Below are 16,292 nucleotides of genomic sequence, written 5' to 3'. Positions count from 1 at the left end.
GATGGGGACATGAGCGCACGAGTACGGGCCCCCGAGCTGCGCGGTCGGGGCTGGCTGAACACCGGTGGACGCGATCTCAAGCTCGCCGACCTGCGCGGCAAGATCGTTATCGCCGATTTCTGGACCTTCTGCTGCATCAACTGCCTGCACGTGCTCGACGAGCTGCGCCCGCTGGAGGAGAAGTACGGCGATGTGCTCGTCGTGATCGGCGTGCACTCGCCGAAGTTCGAGCATGAGAAGGACGCCGACGCGCTGGCCGCCGCCGTGGAGCGGTACGGGGTGCACCACCCCGTGCTCGACGATCCCGAGCTGGACATGTGGCAGCAGTACGCGGCCCGGGCCTGGCCGACCCTGTCGGTGATCGACCCGGAGGGTTACGTGGTCGCCACCATGGCGGGCGAGGGGCACGCCGAAGGGCTGGCCCGGTTGATCGACGAGCTGATCGCCACTCACGAGGCCAAGGGCACCCTGCACCGGGGCGACGGCCCGTACGTCCCGCCGCCGGCACCGGAAACCACGCTGCGTTTCCCCGGCAAGGCGGTGCTGCTGGCGGACGGCAACCTGCTGGTCTCCGACTCGGCCCGGCACTCCCTGGTCGAGCTGGCCCCGGACGGCGAGACGCCGGTGCGCCGGATCGGCTCGGGTGAGCGGGGCCGGGCCGACGGACCGGCCGGCGCGGCGTCCTTCTCCGAGCCGCAGGGACTCTGCGTGCTGCCGCAGCACGTCGCCGAGGTGGCCGGCTACGACCTGGTGGTCGCCGACACGGTCAACCACCTGCTGCGCGGCGTACGCCTGGCGTCCGGCGAGGTGGTCACGGTGGCCGGCAGCGGCCGGCAGTGGCGCGCCTCGGTCGACGACCACGCCCACGACGCGCTCGCCGTGGATTTCTCCTCACCGTGGGACCTGGCCTGGTACGACGACAAGCTGATCATCGCGATGGCCGGCATCCACCAGCTCTGGTGGTTCGATCCGATCAAGCGGACCGCCGGCATGTACGCCGGCACCACGGTCGAGGCGCTGCGCGACGGCCCGCTCGCCGAGGCGTGGATGGCGCAGCCGTCCGGGCTCTCCGTCTCCGCCGACGGCACCCGGCTCTGGATCGCCGACAGCGAGACCAGCGCGGTCCGGTACGTCGAGAACGGCGTGCTGGGCACCGCCGTCGGGCAGGGCCTGTTCGACTTCGGTCACGTGGACGGGCCGGCGGAGTCGGCGCTGCTCCAGCACCCGCTGGGCGTCTGCGCGCTGCCGGACGACTCGGTGCTGATCGCGGACACCTACAACGGCGCGGTGCGCCGCTTCGACCCGTCGACCGGTCAGGTGTCCACGGTCGTCGACGGGCTGGCCGAGCCGAGCGACCTGGTGCTCACCCCGGCCGGCGAGGTGCTGGTCGTGGAGTCCGCCGCGCACCGGCTGACCCGGTTGGCCCCGGGTTCGCTGTCGGCCGCCGGCGCCAGCACGGTGGATGGCCCCCGGCACCGCACCGAGCGGAAGCCCACCGACGTCGCGGCCGGTGAGGTCACCCTCGACGTCGTCTTCACCCCCGCGCCGGGGCAGAAGCTGGACGAGACGTACGGGCCGTCGACCCGGCTGGTGGTCTCCGCGTCCCCGCCCGAGCTGCTGATGGAGGGTGCCGGCACGGGCACCGAGCTGTCCCGCCGGCTGGTGCTCAACGGCGAGGTCACCGATGGGGTGCTCCAGGTGACCGCCCAGGCGGCGACCTGCGACGCGGACGTCGAGCACGCGGCCTGCCACCTGACCCGCCAGGACTGGGGCGTCCCGGTCCGCGTGGTCGACGGCGCCGCGACCCGGCTCCCGTTGGTGCTGCGCGGCCTCGACGCCTAGCTGTCAGGAAGGGCCCCTTGTACGACAAAATCTGATAAGAAGGGGCCCTTCCTTTCACGCGAACGGGGCTAGTGGGACGCCGGCGTCGATGAGGCTGGCGCGGACCAGCTCCGTGGCGGAAACCGCGTTGTGTGTGTCGCCGTGCACGCAGATCGAGTCCGCCGGGCAGGGGATGACCGTGCCGTCCACCGCCACCACGGTCCGTTCGGTGGCGATCCGTACCGCCCGGGTGGCCACCGCGTCCGGGTCGGTGATCAGCGCGCCGGGGGTGCCGCGGGGCACCAACACCCCGTTGGGCAGGTAGCCACGGTCGGCGAAGGCCTCGGCGACCACCGGCAGGCCGGCGCCGACGGCGAGCTGGGCGAGCGTCGAGCCGGGCATGCAGAGCACGGGCAGCTCGGGGCTGTAACCGGTCACCGCGGCAACCACCGCCGCCGCCTGGGACTCGTCGGTGGCGGCCGCGTGGTAGAGCGCCCCGTGCGGCTTGAGGTAGCGGACCCGGGTATTGAACAGCTGGCAGAACGCGCTGAGCGCCCCGAGCTGGTAGGTCACCTCGTCGCGTAGCTCGGCGAAGTCGTACGCGATGTGCCGCCGGCCGAAGCCGGCCAGGTCCCGGTAGCCGACCTGCGCGCCCACCGCCACCCCGCGCCGCGCGGCGCCCTCGCAGACCCGCCGCATGGTGGACGGGTCGCCGCCGTGGAAGCCGCAGGCGACGTTGGCGGAGGTGACCAGGCCCAGCAGTGCCTCGTCGTCGCCGAGTCGCCAGATGCCGAATCCCTCGCCCAGGTCAGCGTTGAGGTCCATGGAATCTGACGGTAGTACCTGGCCGGGCCTGCGCGAGCGGGGTCACGTCGCTGACCACCCCGATGACGGGGTATCCGCCGGTGGTGGGGTGGTCGGCGAGGAAGATGAGGGGTTGGCCGTCCGCCGGCACCTGCACCCCGCCGAGCACGAGGCCCTCGGTGGGCAGTTCGCCGGCGACCGCGCGGGGCAGCGGCGCGCCGGCGAGCCGCGCGCCGACCCGGTTGCTGACCGGGCTGATGGTGTACGGGGTGCCGAGCAGCCGGTCGAACGCGGTCGGGGTGAACCAGTCGTCGCGGGGGCCGGGGCGCAGGATCAGGTGCAGCTCGGCCGGGGGTGCGGGGCCGACGGTCACGTCCACCGGCGCGGGCTCGTCGAACGGCTCGCCCAGCGGCAGCCGGTCATTGTCCCGCAGCGGGGACGGGCCGAGCCCAGAGAGGGTGTCGGTGGCCCGGCTTCCGAGCACGGCCGGCACGTCGATCCCGCCGGCCACGGCCAGCCAGCTCCGTACGCCCCGATGCGCCGGGCCGATCCGCAGCACCGTGCCGGCCGGCACGGTGAGCGGGCGTCCGGTGTCGCCGGGGCGGTCGCCGGCACGGATCGGCACGTCGGCTCCGGTGATCGCCACGGTGGTGGCCCGGGTCAGCCGCAGCACGCAGCCGGTCAGGGTGATCTCCAGGCCGGCGGCCTGTTCCGGGTTGCCGACCAGCCGGTTGGCCAGCCGCAGGGCGGCCGGGTCGAGGGCCCCGGACCGGGGTACGCCAAGGTGTGCCCAGCCGGGCCGGCCCAGGTCCTGCACGGTGGTGAGCGCGCCGGCGCGGAGCACCTCGATTTCGGCGGGACGGGTCACGCCGCCGCCAACCGGACCCGGGTGCCCGGGCCGAGCCGTGCCGGCGGGTCGGCGTGTACGTCGAAGAGAACCAGCTCGGTCCGGCCGACCAGCAGCCAGCCGCCGGGGGACGCGCTCGGGTAGATGCCGGCGTACGGGCCGGCCAGGGCGACCGAGCCGGCCGGCACGCGGGGGCGTGGGGTGGCCAGCCGGGGCAGCGCCAGCTCGGCGGGCAGCCCGGTCAGGTAGGGGAACCCGGGGGCGAAGCCGCAGAAGGCGACCCGGAACCGGGTGCCGGTCAACCGGCGCAGTACGGCGGGCACGTCGACCTCCCAGTGCTGGGCGACCGCCGGCAGGTCGGGCCCGTCGAAGTCGACCGGGACGATGACCTCGCCAGATTCCCGTTCGCCCATCCGGTCCGCCGCGCCTTCGGCGTGGCTGCTGGAAGCGGCGACCGTCGGTGCCCAACGGCGCAGCAGGTCGGCTGTGGCGGCCGGGTCGGGCAGGCCGTCGAGCAGGACGGTGCTGGCGGCCGGCACGATCTCGACTGCGGTCAGCTCGCCCCGCTCGCGGCGGCGCCACAGCTCGGCCCGCCACGCGTCGACGAGGGCGGCCTGGGCCACGTCCGCGGGCGCGGAGCAGTCGAGCAGCAGGGCGTGCGCCCCGACGGGTCGGATCCGCATCCGCTCATCTTCGCCGATGTCGTGTCTGCGGGGGGTGCGCGGCGACGGTGCCGGGCGTCACCGGCGCGACTACTTGCAAGTAACCTACGGTGCCGTAACCTGATGTCGTGACCACCTCCGCCCCGCTTCGACTGAAGCCGGTCGACATCGGTAAGCCCCGGATGCGCGGCTGGCTGCACACGTACGCCTTCTTCGTCGCCCTGGTCTGCGGCATCGTGCTGTGCTCGATCGCCGCCACCCGGCCGGGCTGGGCACCCCTGGTGAGCTGCGTCATCTACAGCCTGACCGTGTGTGTGCTCTTCGGCACCAGCGCGCTGTACCACCGTCGCGTGTGGTCGGAGCGCGGCTACCAGGTGATGCGCCGGATGGACCACTCGATGATCTTCGTGTTCATCGCCGGCACGTACACACCGTTCTGCGCGCTGCTGCTCGCGCCGCGACCGGCCACCGTGATGCTGGCCCTGGTCTGGGGTGGAGCGCTGGCCGGCGTGGCACTCAAGGTGGTCTGGCCGCACGCCCCACGCTGGGTTTCCGCGCCGCTCTACCTGGCGCTCGGCTGGGTGTCGGTGGCCATGCTGCCGGAGATCCTGCACGGTGGCGGCGTCGCGGCACTGGTGCTGCTGATGGTCGGTGGCGCGATCTACAGCGTCGGCGCGGTGTTCTACGCGTTGCGCCGACCCAACCCGTGGCCGACCGTCTTCGGCCACCACGAGTTCTTCCACGCCTGCACGCTGCTGGCCGCGCTCTGCCACCACATCGCGATCTACTTCGCACTGTTCGCCTGACCCGACCGGCAGGACACGAGCCGGGGGCGGGCGAGCCACGAGCGGGCAGACGCGAGCCGGGGCCCAGCGACGCTGCGGGACCCCGGAGTGCGCGAGCGGCGGTCAGACCGGCCGGCCCGGTCGGCGCACCTCGCGGTACTCCCGCATGACTCGATCGTCCTGGACCGGCACGACGCGGTCGGTCACCACGCGGTCCTCCCGGACCGGCGCGGCGACCACCGTGCGGCGTCGGCTGTTCCAGAAGTAGATGGTGACGAGCAGGCCAGCGACGCCGGCCAGCATCAGCACCCAGCCAACCACGGCCAGGTCCAGCCAACCCAGGTCGGCCTCCACGGCGAATGCGAAGATCGCGCCCAACGCGATCAGGAAGATGCTGCCACCAATGCCCATGTCTCGCTCCTCGGCTCTAACCTGGCGTACGTCCCGCCGCGGCCGTCGGTAGGGGTGCGGCACACATCGACTTACCCCGGCACGGAGATCGCCAATCGGGCAAGCTGGTGGCATGACGGACGCCCATCCCGAGACACGGAATCTGGTGCTGCTCCGGCACGCGAAAGCCGAGCAGGGCGGCGAGGGGACGGACGACGCCCACCGGCCGCTCTGTGCGCGGGGGCACGCCGACGCGGCGGCGGCCGGTGCCTGGTTGGCCCACCAAGCGCTGCTGCCCGACGTGGTGATCTGCTCGACGGCGCTACGCACCCGGCAGACCTGGCACGGGGTGGCGATGGGGCTGACCGGTTCGCCGCCGGAGGGCGGCCCGGCCGGTCCCCGCCCGACCGTCCGCTACGAGCCCGGCGCGTACGACGCCCATCCCGAGGAGTTGTTGGCGTTGGTCCGCACCATCGACGCCGCAGCACGGACGGCATTGCTGATCGCCCACAATCCGGGCATATCGCTACTCTCCGCGCTTCTCGATCCGGAGGGGGCGAACGCGGAGGGGTTGCGGACCACCGAACTGGCAGTGCATCGCGGCACGCTCAACTGGACGGACCTGGCCCCGGCTCGGGCGCCGATCACCGCACGACACACCGCACGCGGCTGAGCCACCCGCCGATGTCGACGGGTGGCCCGGGCGTACGCGGCTCAGGAGGGTGGTGCGGTCGGCGGCGGCGGGTCGGGCGGCGGCGGCATCATCGCCGTCGGGTGCGAGAGCCGGTTCTCCTCGACAATGAGGGTTCGGGCCCGCTTACGCCGGTCCTGCCAGAACCAGAGCGTGGTCAGCAGCACGGCCAGCCCGGCCAGGATGAACACCCAGCCGACCGCGCGCAGGTCAATCCACCAGACGTTGGCTCGTATCGCGAAGGTCAGGATGGCGCCGATCGCGATGAGAAAGATGCCGCTTCCTACACCCATGTGCGCTGCACTCCCCCGTGCGGTGGCTCTGGGCGTTCCCTGTCGTGACCACGCGACGGTTACCCGCCCCGCCGCCGGCCTACCGGGGTCGCACCGCCGAATAGCAGGGGTGGCGCGGTCAGCGCGACGGCCGGCGGGGCAGTTGCCCCGCCGGCCGTCGGTGTCGGATGGCGCTCGAAACCTTCAGGCGTGCCGCGGCACGCTCAGAAGGCCTCCTCCGGGAGGTCCATGATGTCGAGGTCAGCGCCCTCGATGATGCGCCGGTCCGCGCCGATGCGCGGCAGCACCTCGCGGGCGAAGAAGCGGGCAGCGGCCACCTTGCCGGTGTAGAACGCCTTGTCGGTGGCGGAGAGCTCACCGGCCAGCGCCGTCAGCGCCACGTCGGCCTGCTTCTGGAGCAGCCACCCGACCACCAGGTCGCCGATGGCCAGCAGGAATCGCCGGCTGCTGAGCCCGACCTTGTAGAGGGCGCGGGTGTCGCCGCCCTGCGCCTCGCCCAGCCAGCCGGTCAGCACGCCGAGCATGTTCTGGATCTCGGCGAGCGCCTTGCCGAGCGCCTGCCGCTCCTCCTTGAGCTGGCCGTTGCCCGCCTCGGAGGAGATGAACTCCTGGATCTCGCCGGCGACCGCCATCAGCGCCTTGCCGTTGTCCCGAACGATCTTGCGGAAGATCAGGTCCAGGCTCTGGATGGCGGTGGTGCCCTCGTACAGGGTGTCGATCTTGGCGTCCCGGACGTACTGCTCCAGCGGGTAGTCCTGGAGGAACCCGGAGCCACCGAAGGTCTGCAGCGCCTCGTGCCCGAGCAGCTCGTACGCCCGCTCCGAACCGACGCCCTTGACCAGCGGCAGCAGCAGATCGTTGACCCGCTTGGCCAGCTTGGTGGCCTTCTCGTCGCCGGCCGCCTCGGCGATGGCGACCTTGTCCTGCCAGGTCGCGGTGTAGAGAACCAGGGCGCGCAGGCCCTCCGCGTACGACTTCTGCAGCAGCAGCGAGCGGCGCACGTCCGGGTGGTGGGTGATGGTGACGCGCGGCGCGGTCTTGTCGGCCTGCTGGATCAGGTCGGCGCCCTGCACCCGGTTCTTCGCGTACTCCAGGGCGTTGAGGTAGCCGGTGGAGAGGGTGGCGATCGCCTTGGTGCCGACCATCATCCGGGCGTACTCGATGATCATGAACATCTGGCGGATGCCGTCGTGCTTGTCACCCAGCAGCCAACCCCTGGCCGGCACACCGTGCTCGCCGAAGGTCACCTCGCAGGTGTTGGAGACCTTCAGGCCCATCTTGTGCTCGACGTTCGTGGCGTAGACGCCGTTGCGCTCGCCCAGCTCGCCGGTCTCCTCGTCGAAGTGGTACTTCGGCACGACGAAGAGGGAGAGACCCTTGGTGCCCGGGCCACCGACACCCTCGACGCCCACCGGGCGGGCCAGCACGTAGTGGACGATGTTGTCGCTCAGGTCGTGCTCGCCCGAGGTGATGAAGCGCTTGACGCCCTCGATGTGCCACGAGCCGTCCGGCTGCTGGATGGCCCGGGTGCGGCCGGCGCCCACGTCCGAGCCGGCGTCCGGCTCGGTGAGCACCATCGTGGAGCCCCACTGCTTGTCGATGAAGAGCTTGGCCCACTTCTTCTGCCGCTCGGTGCCCTCGACGTGCAGCACGTGCGCGAAGGACGGACCGGAGGCGTACATCCAGACCGGGGCGTTCGACCCGAGCACCAGCTCGGCGAGGGCCCACCAGAGTGCACGCGGCGCGTTGGTGCCGCCCAGCTCGGGCGGCAGGTCCAGCCGCCAGAACTCGGAGTCCATGAACGCCTGGTAGGACTTCTTGAACGACTCCGGCAGCGGCGCGGTGTGCGTGGCCGGGTCGAAGACCGGCGGATTGCGATCACTGTCCGTGTAGCTGGCGGCCAGATCCTCGCGGGCGAGGCGGTCGACCTCGGCGAGGAAGCTCCGAGCGGTGTCGGTGTCGAGATCCGAGTACGGCTCCTGGCCGAACGCCCGGTCAGCCCCGAAGACCTCGAACAGGTTGAACTCGAGGTCCCGGAGGTTGCTCTTGTAGTGGGTCATGCTCACTGGCCCCGCTTCCGGACAGGTGTTACCGATCAGTAACCCCGACTCTATTACTCGCGGGTAGCCACCGACAAGCCGATCACGTAAGTGACAGGCATTACACACCTTCGTGCCGCACCCGCCTCCGGCCGACCGGTCAGCTCTCGGCGGCGCCGACCTCCCAGCTCGGCACGGCCGCCGCCGCGCCGGTCCGCGCGCCGGCGTACTCCATCAGGACCAGGGCGATGTCGTCGTCGAGCCGGCCGTGCACCCACTCGACCAGGGCCGTCTCCAGCGAGGCCAGCCCGTCGGCGACCGTGCCGTGCCCGAGCAGTCGCCAGGCCCGGTCCGCGGTGGGGAAGAACTCGCCGTCCCGCCGGGCCTCACCGAGACCGTCGGTGAACAGCAGCAGCCGGTCGCCGGGCTCCAGGCGTTCCACCCGGGGACGGACCACCGGCATGAACCCGAGCGGAGGCGCCGGCGCGGGCGGCTCCAGCGGGATCACCGCACCCCGGCGCAGCAGCAGCGGCGGCGGATGCCCGCAGTTGACGATGGTGAGCGTGCCGCCACGCTCCTCCACCAGTGCCGCGGTCACGAAGTCCTCGTCACCGACGTTGCGGGCCACCGCGCGGTCCAGGTCGGCCACCACGGCGCGCAGGTCGGCCCGCTCGTACGCCACGTGTCGGTACGAGCCGAGGACGATGCTGGCCAGCCGCACCGCGTCCAGGCCCTTGCCACGCACGTCACCGATGATCATGCGAACCCCGTAGGGCGTGTCGATCGCCTCGTACAGGTCCCCACCGATCTCGGCCGTCGCGGTGGAGGAGATGTAGCGGCCGGCCACCGACAGCGTGCCGACCTGTGGACCGAGCGAACGCAGCACCGCCTGCTGAGCCACCGAAGCGAGCTTGGTCAACTCGGCGATCTTCACCGCCTGCCGCTGCCGCACCGACGCCACCGCCACCGCGAGCCCGGTGGCGAGCGCGACCCCGACCACGTTGACCGAGGTGACCAGCGACATCTCCGGCTCGACCAGGGCGAAGCCGGCCCCGATCAGGGTCGCCGCGGCGCCCACCGCCAGCACCACCTGCCACGCCGCCAGAGCGGCGGCCAGGATCGGGGCGGCCACCAGCAGCGCGACGTAGTGCGCGGGGCGACCGTCCGCCAGCTCCACCGCCGAGACGATCGCGAGCAGAACGAGGGCCGCGCCGAGGCCGGCGCGGGATCCGGGGCTCAGCGGGCGACGGCCCGACTGGAGGAGTCTCGTGGGTACGAGGGACAGCATGCCTGATCCACGTGAGCGGGTGAATGAACCTGGCCCGTCGTCCGAGGAGGTTCTGTCCGGCTGGCGCGGGTGTTTGGCCGGAACGGCATCGCCCGCTCCGCTCAGCCGAGCACCTCGTACCTGACGGTGAGCGCGCCCACGTCGACCGAGGCGATGGTGGCGAACGCGGCGCGGGAGAGGTCCAGGCAGCGGCCGTCGATGAACGGGCCACGGTCGTTGATCCGTACCACGACCGACTTGCCACTGGCCGGGTTGGTCACCCGGACCTTGGTGTTGAACGGCAGGGTCTTGTGCGCCGCGGTCAGCTCGTTCGGGTTGAACGACTCGCCGTTGGCGGTGAGCTGCCCGTCGGAGTAGAAGGAGGCGCCACACGAGCCGCTCTCCAGCACCTTCGCCGCCGGCGCCTTCTTCTTCGCGGTCGGGCTCGGCTTCGGCGCGGCGGTGCGGGTCTTGTTCCGCGAGGCGGCCTGCGGCGACCGGCTGGCCGACGGGCTGGCCGTCACGCTCGGCGAGGGGCTGGCACTCGGGGAGGCGGCCGGGGAGCTGGCGGCGGGGCTGCTGGCGGCGATGGTCGGGGCGAACTCGATGGTGGCCTGCTCCGGCTGCGCGGATCCCGAGGTCAGCTGCACGGCGCCGACGGTGCCCCCGACGGCGAGGGCGACGGCGGCCGCCGCGGCGGCCGCGATGCCCGCCGGGGAGGAGAAGATGCGGGTACGGGAGTGCCTACCTGCCACCGGCCCGGTCCTTTCGTCGACTGAACAAACCGGGTCGGACCGTAACGAGAGAAGCACTTCCGACGTCAACGTGATCATCGCGGTATGCCCGCATATGCGCTGGTACGTGTAGCCGATCATCCGAGCCGGGATGGGCCGGCCGGCCCGGGTACCCGTACGCCGGTGGCGCGTGCCGCAGGATGGACCGGTGCCCGCTGAGCTGACCGAACGCCTCACCGCCCTGTTCCGGTGGATCGACCCCGGGCCGGGCACCACCCACCTGGTCAGCGACATCTCCGGCTGGTGGCGGGATCCGGCGGTGCTGGCCGAGCTGGGGCCGGCCCTGGTGGCGCCGTACCGGTCCGCCCGGCCGACCGTGGTGCTCGCCCCCGCGGTCACCGGGCTGCTGCTCGGGCCACTGGCCGCCACCGCCCTCGGAGTCGGCTTCGTGGCCGCGCACAAGCCCGGCGACGGGCGGCTGCCGGCCGGGCCGCTCACCTGGGCGCAGAGCCCGCCGGACTACCGGGGCCGGCAGGTCGACCTGGCCGTGCGGGACCGGCACCTCGGCCCCGGCGACCGGGTCCTGGTGGTGGACGACTGGGTACGCACCGGAGCGCAGATCCACGCCCTCTACGACATCTGCGCCGCGCGCGGCGCAGAGGTGCTGGGCAGCTCCGTCGTGGCCGTCGACTGCCCGCCCGACGTCGCGACCGGGCTCCGGATCACCGGCCTGATCAGTGGCGCGGATCTGCCGGCTTGACCTGAACCTCGCTTCACCTCCGACGATCGACGCATGAGCGACGGGATCCTCGACGAGGCGTACGAGCGGCTGCACCGCACCGGGCCCGAATACCAGGGCTGGCTGGCCAACCACGGGCCGATGGCCGTCGAGGCGCTGGCCCGTCACGGGCACCAGCAGCGGGTGCACCGCTGGCTCGACGACTACCTCGGTCGCCTCGACGAGCTGCCCCGTGGGCTGCGCCCGATCGACGACTGGCGGGCGGCGCTGGGCGATGCGAAGCGGGCCGGTGACTGGTTGGCGTACTTCGACCGGGAGCTGCGCGAACACCCGTGGCGGGAGGTGCTCGGCACCTGGTGGCCCCGGCTGCTGCCGGGCATCGCCGCCGGCGCCACCCACGGCGTGATCCGGGTCGGGCACGCCGTGCGCGCGCTCGACCCGGCCGGCGCGAACCCGCAGCGGCTCGCCGAGTTGGGCCAGGCCCTCGGCTACTGGGCCGCCCGCTGGCAGCAGGTCCCCGGGGCAGACCGACTGCTCGATCCGACCCGCGTCGCGGGGGTTTCGGGCCAGTCCCTCGCCGCCGAAGCCGGCCAGCCCGACGCCGATGGGGTGGACGTGGCCACCGCGCTGGCCGGTCTGCCCCGGATCGACGACCAGTCCGGAGGCATCCTTGCCCGGCTGGGCCGACTGCCGGGCGTACCGCGATGGGAGCCGGCCCTCGCGATGCTGCGCCCCGCGCGGACCCCGGACGAGGCAGAGCGGGGGCTCGCCACGCTGGTGCACCGGGCCGGCCTGGACTACCTGCGCTTCGGGCACGCCGCACCGGTCATGCTGGTGCACGCGGTCACCGCGCCGACCGCGGTGCTGCGTACCCTGCCGGCACTCGATAAGGCGCTCTGGGCGCCGAGCTTCGCCGCGGCCTGGGCCGCGACGGCGGCCGTGACCTCGGTGTACGCCCCGACCGGCGGGATGGCGCCGCCGACCGTGCCGGCCGCGACCCCGGCGGAGGTCTTCGCCCGGGCAGCCCGCCACGGCGACGAGCACGTGGTCAAGCTGGCCGACGCGGTGCTCGACGCGCACGCGGCCACCGGCGACGAGCGGCTGCTCACCGCCGCCGGCTACGCCGGTCAGCTGATCTGACCGGGGCAGGCATATTGCGGCGGCGGTACGGGCCACGCTGGCCTAGCCTCGGCAGGATGTGGCCTCGGATCGGTGAACTGCGCACCCTCGCCCTCGGCACCCCGGGCGAGCTGCGGGCGACCCTGAACACCCTCGTGCTGGCGGGCGTGAAGACCGCCACGGCCGGTCGGCTCGCCGAGTACGCGGAGGAGGGCGAGGAGCTGGAGCGGGTCGGCGAACGGCTGGCGCTGATCGACGACGACGATGCGCTGGCCGGCGTCGTGGAGATCACCGGCGTCGAGGTGGTCCGTTTCGCCGACGTGCCCTGGGACTTCGCCCGCGCCGAGGGCGAGGGTGACCGCTCGATCGAGGAGTGGCGGGCCGGACACTCGGCCTACTGGGCACGGCTCGGCACCCCGGTCGACGACGACACCCCGATCGTGTGCCTCCGCCTACGGCTGGTCTCCGGCGGCGAGGCTGGCGTGACCAGCGGTGACCTCGGCACCTGACCCGGTTGTCGCCGGCGGCAGTGTCTCAGCCGCTGACGCTGTGTCCCCGCCGCTGGCCCTGCCGGCTCAGCCGCGCAGCTCCGGCAGCAGCCGGGTCGCCACGTCCGCCAGGACGGCCTCGTCGCCGGCGTACCAGCTGCTCGCCCGCGGCCAGTGCGTCACCACGTCGGTGAAGCCGAGGTCCGCGGCCCGGCCCACCTGATCGGCGAAGAACTGCGCGCTGCTGAGCGAGAAGACCGGCGCCGCGTCCAGCGAGAGATAGCGGTCCAGGGTGGCCGGATCACGGCCGGCCTCGTCCAGCGTCCGGTCCAGCCGCGCGGACAGCGCCGAAACAGTGCCCCACCAGCCCTCCACGTCGTCGGCGTCGGTGCCGGTGGTCACCCAACCCTGGCCGAACCGGGCCACCAGCCGCATCGACCGCGGCCCGTTGGCGGCCACCACGAACGGCACCCGCGGCTGCTGCACGCAGCCCGGATTGTTGCGAGCGTCCACCGCGGCGAACCAGTCACCGCGCCAGGTGGTGCCGTCCTCCCGCAGGATCAGGTCCAGCAGCTCGGTGAACTCGGCGAACCGGTCGACCCGCTGACGCGGCGGCAGCGTCTCGCCGCCCAGCACCGCCGAGTCGAAGCCGATACCGCCCGCGCCCAGACCGAGCAGCAGCCGGCCGCCCGAGACGTCGTCCACCGTGGTGATCTGTCGGGCGAACGCGGCCGGGTGCCGGAAGTTCGGCGACGCCACCAGGGTGCCCAGCCGGATCCGGGAGGTGACCGTGGCGGCGGCGGTCAGCGTGGTCATCGAGTCGAACCACGGGCCGTCCACCAGGTCCCGCCAACCCAGGTGGTCGTACGTCCAGGCGTGGTCGAAGCCCCACTCGTCGGCCTGCCGCCAGCGACGCTGCGACTCCGCCCAGCGCTGATCCGGCAGGATCACGATGCCAATCCGCATGATCGCCAGCCTAGCCGTGCCGACCCCTCGTGACGGGCACGGTTGGCGGGGACACCACGAACGCCGGGTCTTCGCTACCGTTCCGCTGTGGACCTCAGGTCGCGGCGGGTCGACACGGTCCGCGCCTTCGGCACCGTGTCGCTGGTCGCCGGTTTCATGACCTCACTGCTCACCATGTCGTCCGGCTACACCGGGCTCAAACCGCACATCCTTGCCGCCATCCTCATCCTGACCGGCATCGGTTTGCGGATCGAGGCGGCGATCACCGACCGTACGTCGTAGTTCCGCCGTTGCTGGCAGCCCGTACCCTCCGCTCATGCTCGTCGAACCAGCCGCTGCCCGCGCACCCCTGGGCCGCCGGCCGCGCACGCTCTTCGCGGCGGCGATCGTGATCGCGGTGATCGTGCCGTCCCTGGTCATTCGCGAGCTGGTCGAGGCACGGTTCGGCCGCGGGCCGCTGGCCGATCTCAGCGCGATCGCGGTGCCCGTAGTGGTGACCGCCAGGCTGGCGCCGCGCGCCTCCTACCGCCGACGCGATGCCCTGCTGTGGCTGGTCGGCCCGGGCATCTACATCTTCGCGGTGATCGCCTGGCGGCTGGCCCTGCTGCCCTACCGCGACTGGAAGCCCCGCCCCGAGGAGGTGCCCCGCATGCGCTGGCTGCGCGGCCCGGAGCACGCCGGGATGTGGCACCTGCCAACGGATGACCGCCAATCCGACCGGCCATCTGCGAGCCTTCCCGCGCGCTGACCCGATCGAATTGTGGCCCACGTCACATCACTGCCCGGTAGGAAGTGTCCGATCGGCTCCGACCCATCGGTGAGCGGGCACCCGGGCCGGGTGTCGCCCGAGGAGAGGAATGGCGCGAGATGACGAAGGTGACCGCACAGTTGTCGGTGTCGATGGACGGGTTCTACGCCGGTCCGCAGTTCGCCGGCGAAGGCGACTGGATGGACTCGGCCGAGAGCGCCGGATTCTTCCGGGTCACCCGCTGGGTGACCGACGCGATGGCGTGGCGCGAGCGACAGGGCTTCGCCGGCGGTGAGCAGGACACCAACTCCGACGTGGTCGCCGAGTCGTTCGGCTCGGCCGGCGCGTACGTGATGGGGCGGCGGATGGCCGACGGCGGTGAGGTCCCCTGGGGCGAGGAGCCGCCGTTCCGCGCGCCGGTCTTCGTCGTCACCCACCGCCCCCGCCAGCCCCTGCTGCGCGGCGGCGGCACCAGCTTCACCTACGTCACCGACGGCGTGGCCAGCGCGGTCGAGCAGGCGCGCGCCGCGGCCGGTGGCAAGGACGTCGCCGTGGCCGGGGGCGGCAGCCTCGTGCGGCAGGTGCTCAAGGCCGGCCTGCTCGACCAGTTGGATCTGCACGTCGTACCGGTCGTGCTCGGCACCGGCCTCCGGCTGTTCGACGCGGACCTCGACCTCGGCGAGAAGGAGGCGATCGAGCTGACGCCCACCCGGGTCATCCACGCGCCGCAGGTCACCCACATCCGGTACGAGGTGCGCGGTCGCGCCCCGCTTGTGCTCGACGACCGGGGCAGCGGCGGCGGCCCGACGGTGACCGAGTGAGCGGCAGTGGGCGGCACCTACAGGCGTGACAGCACCAGCAGCCGGTTGCCGTCCGGGTCTTCGACCCGGGCGGACCGCTCACCCCACGGCTGGTCGACCGGCTCCTCGGTGACGGTCGCGCCAGCGGCCCGCAGCGTGTCCACGGCCGAGTCGCAGTCGTCGGCGTAGACGCACAGTTCCCAGCGGTGCGAGACGGAGGGCCCGCCGGCCTTCGGGTCGGCGGCCAGGCCCAGCTCGCTGTTTCCCAGCCGGAGTGCGACGAACTCCGGGTCGCCGTCATCGGGGAACCGGTAGGTCTGCTCGAAGCCGACGACATCCCGGTAGAACGCGATCAGTCTGGGCAGGTCGGGCGTCGTCACGATCGGAAACGCTTCGGTGAACACGGGACCACCTCCGAACCGGACAGTAGCCGGCAGGGGGCTCAGCGGCATCAACCTCGGTGACATCCCGGATGCCCGGTGCCGCTCACTGTCGACCGACCCGCTTGTGCTTGGAACGGCTGGTGAACCCGGCGCTGTACCTGCTCGGAGCGTCGGACCGCCGTGGCGTCGCACGCCGGGGGAACCATCTCCGGAACGGGATGCGGGAGAGTGTCAGCGGCACCGCCACGACCAGGATCACGAACCCGGCCGCGCCCAGGACACCCTGGATGCGGCCTCGGTGTCCACTGAGCGCGTCGAAGTCGGTGACGAAGTCGCTCGGATCGGCGCGGTTCACCCAGATCGGCACCACATCGCCGGCCGGCCGGCACACCTCGAAGCAGCCGACCTCCTGCTCGTACGTCCGGCCGGCCATCTCGTACCGGAGGTACATGGTGGTGGAGGTGCCACCGCGCTTCGTCACCCGGTCGTAGACGACCGCCCGCGCCGGTACGCCTCCGGCTCGCAGTTCGGTCTTCCAGTCGTCGAGCGCGGACTGGGTGTGCATCGGCAGCCAGAGCAGCGCACCGCCGGCCACCACCAGCAACACGCAGCCGACGGTCACCCAGACCGGGCGCCTCAGCAACATGACCACGCGGCTCACCGGCTCATCGTGCCGCTCCCACGCAACCCTGGCCGAGGTCGCCACACTGCCTTAC

The 16,292-nt window shown here is 72.4% G+C and carries 20 protein-coding genes; 9 read left to right on the top strand and 11 right to left on the bottom strand.

The genetic code is table 11. The features are described 5' to 3' along the window. Positions 1 to 9: 9 nt before the first annotated feature. Positions 10 to 1,842, top strand: coding sequence for an NHL domain-containing thioredoxin family protein (locus BUS84_RS23865; protein ID WP_074315745.1), 1,833 nt, complete (start codon positions 10 to 12; stop codon positions 1,840 to 1,842). A 54-nt stretch (positions 1,843 to 1,896) separates the two neighbouring features. On the opposite strand, the gene BUS84_RS23860 is transcribed toward BUS84_RS23865, so the two are convergent. The 3 genes from BUS84_RS23860 to BUS84_RS23850 are packed head-to-tail and all read right to left on the bottom strand — an operon-like array spanning position 1,897 to position 4,155. Next, the gene (locus BUS84_RS23860) at positions 1,897 to 2,646 is read right to left on the bottom strand and encodes a LamB/YcsF family protein (protein ID WP_074315743.1); all 750 of its coding nucleotides are present in this window, start codon (positions 2,644 to 2,646) and stop codon (positions 1,897 to 1,899) included. Then, positions 2,630 to 3,493 carry a 5-oxoprolinase subunit C family protein gene (locus tag BUS84_RS23855; protein ID WP_074315741.1) on the bottom strand — a complete coding sequence of 288 codons (864 nt, stop codon included), beginning with the start codon at positions 3,491 to 3,493 and terminating at the stop codon, positions 2,630 to 2,632. Before BUS84_RS23855 ends, BUS84_RS23860 begins: the two co-directional genes overlap by 17 nt. Next, positions 3,490 to 4,155: a 5-oxoprolinase subunit B family protein gene (locus tag BUS84_RS23850; protein WP_074315739.1), complete on the bottom strand. Its 666-nt coding sequence runs from the start codon at positions 4,153 to 4,155 to the stop codon at positions 3,490 to 3,492. Before BUS84_RS23850 ends, BUS84_RS23855 begins: the two co-directional genes overlap by 4 nt. A gap of 107 nt (positions 4,156 to 4,262) precedes the next feature. On the opposite strand from BUS84_RS23850, the gene trhA reads away from it, so the two are divergent. Then, positions 4,263 to 4,940, top strand: coding sequence for a PAQR family membrane homeostasis protein TrhA (gene trhA, locus BUS84_RS23845; RefSeq protein ID WP_074315737.1), 678 nt, complete (start codon positions 4,263 to 4,265; stop codon positions 4,938 to 4,940). A gap of 102 nt (positions 4,941 to 5,042) precedes the next feature. Here the strand turns inward: trhA and BUS84_RS23840 are convergent, their stop codons facing one another. Further along, entirely contained in the window at positions 5,043 to 5,330 is a 288-nt protein-coding gene (locus BUS84_RS23840; protein WP_074315735.1) for a DUF6458 family protein, read from the bottom strand. A 112-nt stretch (positions 5,331 to 5,442) separates the two neighbouring features. On the opposite strand from BUS84_RS23840, the gene BUS84_RS23835 reads away from it, so the two are divergent. Further along, positions 5,443 to 5,982: a SixA phosphatase family protein gene (locus BUS84_RS23835; RefSeq protein WP_074315733.1), complete on the top strand. Its 540-nt coding sequence runs from the start codon at positions 5,443 to 5,445 to the stop codon at positions 5,980 to 5,982. Between the two features lie 41 nt (positions 5,983 to 6,023). Here the strand turns inward: BUS84_RS23835 and BUS84_RS23830 are convergent, their stop codons facing one another. The 4 genes from BUS84_RS23830 to BUS84_RS23815 all read right to left on the bottom strand — a co-directional run bounded on the left by BUS84_RS23830 (position 6,024) and on the right by BUS84_RS23815 (position 10,354). Further along, positions 6,024 to 6,293 carry a DUF6458 family protein gene (locus BUS84_RS23830; RefSeq protein WP_074315731.1) on the bottom strand — a complete coding sequence of 90 codons (270 nt, stop codon included), beginning with the start codon at positions 6,291 to 6,293 and terminating at the stop codon, positions 6,024 to 6,026. 203 nt (positions 6,294 to 6,496) lie between these two features. Further along, complete coding sequence (locus BUS84_RS23825; RefSeq protein WP_074319058.1) at positions 6,497 to 8,353, bottom strand: acyl-CoA dehydrogenase; 1,857 nt, start codon at positions 8,351 to 8,353, stop codon at positions 6,497 to 6,499. A gap of 139 nt (positions 8,354 to 8,492) precedes the next feature. Then, a complete protein-coding gene (locus BUS84_RS23820) occupies positions 8,493 to 9,620 on the bottom strand; it encodes a PP2C family protein-serine/threonine phosphatase (RefSeq protein ID WP_074315729.1) in 1,128 nt (375 codons plus the stop codon). A 101-nt stretch (positions 9,621 to 9,721) separates the two neighbouring features. Further along, the gene (locus BUS84_RS23815; RefSeq protein ID WP_208869725.1) at positions 9,722 to 10,354 is read right to left on the bottom strand and encodes a septal ring lytic transglycosylase RlpA family protein; all 633 of its coding nucleotides are present in this window, start codon (positions 10,352 to 10,354) and stop codon (positions 9,722 to 9,724) included. Between the two features lie 187 nt (positions 10,355 to 10,541). Between BUS84_RS23815 and BUS84_RS23810 the strand changes: the two genes are divergently transcribed. The 3 genes from BUS84_RS23810 to BUS84_RS23800 are packed head-to-tail and all read left to right on the top strand — an operon-like array spanning position 10,542 to position 12,700. Further along, a complete protein-coding gene (locus BUS84_RS23810) occupies positions 10,542 to 11,093 on the top strand; it encodes a phosphoribosyltransferase family protein (protein ID WP_084757836.1) in 552 nt (183 codons plus the stop codon). Positions 11,094 to 11,126: 33 nt separating this feature from the next. After that, positions 11,127 to 12,212 (top strand): questin oxidase family protein, encoded by a 1,086-nt coding sequence (locus tag BUS84_RS23805; RefSeq protein ID WP_074315723.1) that lies wholly within the window; start codon positions 11,127 to 11,129, stop codon positions 12,210 to 12,212. Between the two features lie 56 nt (positions 12,213 to 12,268). Next, the gene (locus BUS84_RS23800; RefSeq protein WP_074315721.1) at positions 12,269 to 12,700 is read left to right on the top strand and encodes an ASCH domain-containing protein; all 432 of its coding nucleotides are present in this window, start codon (positions 12,269 to 12,271) and stop codon (positions 12,698 to 12,700) included. 66 nt (positions 12,701 to 12,766) lie between these two features. Here BUS84_RS23800 and BUS84_RS23795 read toward each other — a convergent pair whose 3' ends face one another. Beyond that, entirely contained in the window at positions 12,767 to 13,645 is an 879-nt protein-coding gene (locus tag BUS84_RS23795; RefSeq protein WP_074315719.1) for an LLM class flavin-dependent oxidoreductase, read from the bottom strand. 87 nt (positions 13,646 to 13,732) lie between these two features. Here BUS84_RS23795 and BUS84_RS23790 point away from each other — a divergent pair, with 87 nt between their 5' ends. The 3 genes from BUS84_RS23790 to BUS84_RS23780 all read left to right on the top strand — a co-directional run bounded on the left by BUS84_RS23790 (position 13,733) and on the right by BUS84_RS23780 (position 15,214). Continuing rightward, a complete protein-coding gene (locus BUS84_RS23790) occupies positions 13,733 to 13,927 on the top strand; it encodes a hypothetical protein (protein ID WP_074315717.1) in 195 nt (64 codons plus the stop codon). A gap of 34 nt (positions 13,928 to 13,961) precedes the next feature. After that, positions 13,962 to 14,393, top strand: a complete 432-nt coding sequence (locus BUS84_RS23785) for a hypothetical protein (RefSeq protein ID WP_084757572.1) — start codon at positions 13,962 to 13,964, stop codon at positions 14,391 to 14,393. Between the two features lie 119 nt (positions 14,394 to 14,512). Next, positions 14,513 to 15,214 (top strand): dihydrofolate reductase family protein, encoded by a 702-nt coding sequence (locus tag BUS84_RS23780; protein ID WP_074315716.1) that lies wholly within the window; start codon positions 14,513 to 14,515, stop codon positions 15,212 to 15,214. Positions 15,215 to 15,231: 17 nt separating this feature from the next. On the opposite strand, the gene BUS84_RS23775 is transcribed toward BUS84_RS23780, so the two are convergent. Further along, a complete protein-coding gene (locus BUS84_RS23775; RefSeq protein WP_084757571.1) occupies positions 15,232 to 15,597 on the bottom strand; it encodes a VOC family protein in 366 nt (121 codons plus the stop codon). Between the two features lie 82 nt (positions 15,598 to 15,679). Continuing rightward, positions 15,680 to 16,237, bottom strand: a complete 558-nt coding sequence (locus BUS84_RS23770; RefSeq protein ID WP_244298714.1) for a DUF3592 domain-containing protein — start codon at positions 16,235 to 16,237, stop codon at positions 15,680 to 15,682. Positions 16,238 to 16,292 lie beyond the last annotated feature (55 nt).

This window comes from Micromonospora cremea (assembly GCF_900143515.1).
In the GTDB taxonomy this organism is placed as follows: Bacteria; Actinomycetota; Actinomycetes; order Mycobacteriales; family Micromonosporaceae; genus Micromonospora; species Micromonospora cremea.
This window is presented reverse-complemented; position numbering and strand designations above follow the sequence as displayed.